Source organism: Ferruginibacter sp., assembly GCF_031430955.1.
Lineage (GTDB): Bacteria > Bacteroidota > Bacteroidia > Chitinophagales > Chitinophagaceae > Ferruginibacter.
The window spans coordinates 1-2,187 of sequence record NZ_JANPCM010000394.1; the positions used below are offsets into that span (position 1 = coordinate 1).

Genomic DNA, 2,187 nt, shown 5'->3' on the forward strand with positions numbered 1-2,187 from the left:
CTCTTGTACGGCGCCGGGCATTCGTACATACCCAATGGAATATTGCCGGTGAGTTTAAACATGGTTTCAAAATTTTTCAACAACACTTCGTCACTGTCTTCTACATTGGCATAATGGCCGGTAATTAATATCACGGCATTAATACCGGTATCGTAAATTTTTTTTTGTAAAATCTGCTTTGTCATTCACCGTTAATCCAAACGACCCGGTGGCAACAACCGGCACACGGCCGTTTACATAGCGTACAATATGCTGTGTTAGTTCAAGCCGTTCATCTTCGGTAATGCTGTACATTTCGCTGCTGAGGCAATTGGCAAAAAAACCTTTTACGCCTGCGGCCAAATAAAAATCTATTAAGTTACTCACCACATCCAGATCAACTTTTGCTTTTAAGTTGAAGGGTGTTATCATTACCGGAACAAATTTATTGGTGTTCATATCCATTTGTTTTATAGCTTATAAATTTCCTTATTTTCAACAGCAATAAAAATGTACTATACTACTATTATGCGGTGTAATTTTACTGTAGTACAGCTATTTCTTAAACCTGGTGATCAGTATTCCTGTTAAAAATATTGTTAGCGTTCCCACTACAATAATCATATTGCTGTGTAAACTATTTTTTACAAAACTGTATTCGTCGCTGATGTTTTCGCTGAACGTCATCCATAAAATAACCAGCACGCCAATGAAGGTTGCAGTAACCGCTGCTGCATTTTTTGTTTGCTTACTTATCAGCCCCAATAAAAATAAACCCAGCATGCCACCAGCAAAAATGCCGGAGAGTTTCCACCAGGTATCTAATAAACTTTTAGCTCCAATCATAGCAAGGCCTGCACTTAAACCTATTAAACCAAAAATAACTGTAGCCAAATGCAACGAAAATAATTGTTGCTTATCATTCACTTTTGGATTAAAATATTTTTTATAAATATCCATGGTAAACACGGTGGCGCTGGCATTCATGTTGCTGCTGATGGTGCTCATAGCAGCAGATAAAATAGCAGCCACCAATACACCTAACAAACCGGTGGGCACTTTGGTTACCATAAAATGCGGTAACACTTTATCGGCATAATCGGCTGGCCTAAATGTGGCTGCTAAAGTTTGTATTTGTTGTGTTGATGCCAATGCTCCTAATTTTTCCGTAGCTAATTTTATTTTTACCGGCTCCATTAACTCTGGTTGCATTTGATAAAAGGCATACAGTGATGTACCGATGATGACAAACAATAATGATACCGGCACATACATCCACACACAAAGCCAAACAGATTTTGCTGCCTGTTTTTCGGATGATGCTGTATGATAACGCTGAATATAATTTTGATCCATACCAAAATTATTGAGGTTGATAAAAAAACCGTACAGCAGCACTACCCAAAAGCCGGGCTGTGTAAAATTGATTGCTGCACTGCCTAAACTAAATTTATTATCCGCTTTTGCAATTTCAATTACTTTAGTAAAGCCTCCCGGAATTTGTTTGATGACTAAATATAAAATCAATAATGCCCCTAATGTTTTGATGACACCTTGTACCACTTCTGTCCATATCACGGCTTCCATACCGCCGAGTACGGTGTAAATAATAATGCACACGCCCATTACAATCATTATGCTTTGCATACTAAAACCTGTGAGTGCCTGCAGGCTTAATGCCATACCAAAAAATATCGTACCCATTCTTGCGAACTGTGTTAATAAAAAACATATTACGGCATACGTTCTTGCCCATGGGCCAAAACGTTTTTCTAAATTGGTGTACGCAGAAATTTCGCCGGTGTTTCTGTAAAAGGTTACAAAATATTTTGTGGCCACCCATGCTGCTAACGGCATAGATACACTAAAGACAAAAACATTCCAGTTGCCACCAAATGCTTTACCGGGATTGCCCAAAAAAGTATTGCTGCTTAAAAATGTAGCGTAAATAGAAAGGCCAATTGCCCAGCCGGGAATTTTACCGGAGGCTTTGGTAAACTGTTCGGAGTTTTTATTTTTTTTAGAAAAATAAAAACCGATTGCCAGCATGGCAAACAGGTAAACAATGATGATGGCTATATCAATTATGGGCAAGTTGTTCATCGTTAGGAAACCCCCTCGGTCCTCTCCGCCAGCTGGCGGACGGGAAATGGAGAAGATTATTTTTTATTTTTTTGGTCCAGGCGGTATTTCTTTTTTCATCTTCAT

General features: G+C 38.7%; 2 protein-coding genes and 1 pseudogene. All 3 read right to left on the minus strand.

The window, feature by feature from the left end; translation table 11 throughout:
• Positions 1-185: pseudogene (locus ACY65O_RS11130) on the minus strand (dihydrodipicolinate synthase family protein); the annotation flags it as partial.
• Positions 139-438 (minus strand): dihydrodipicolinate synthase family protein, encoded by a 300-nt coding sequence (locus ACY65O_RS11135; protein WP_462220933.1) that lies wholly within the window; start codon positions 436-438, stop codon positions 139-141. The pseudogene ACY65O_RS11130 and the gene ACY65O_RS11135, both read right to left, overlap by 47 nt.
• A 96-nt stretch (positions 439-534) precedes the next feature.
• The gene (locus ACY65O_RS11140; protein WP_462220934.1) at positions 535-2,082 is read right to left on the minus strand and encodes a sodium:solute symporter family protein; all 1,548 of its coding nucleotides are present in this window, start codon (positions 2,080-2,082) and stop codon (positions 535-537) included.
• Between the last annotated feature and the right edge of the window lie 105 nt (positions 2,083-2,187).

What these genes read in the sequence shown, in the direction of transcription:
- ACY65O_RS11135 (WP_462220933.1), bottom strand. Translation starts at nt 438, where the DNA reads ATGAACACCAATAAATTTGTTCCGGTAATGATAACACCCTTCAACTTA.
- ACY65O_RS11140 (WP_462220934.1), bottom strand. Translation starts at nt 2,082, where the DNA reads ATGAACAACTTGCCCATAATTGATATAGCCATCATCATTGTTTACCTG.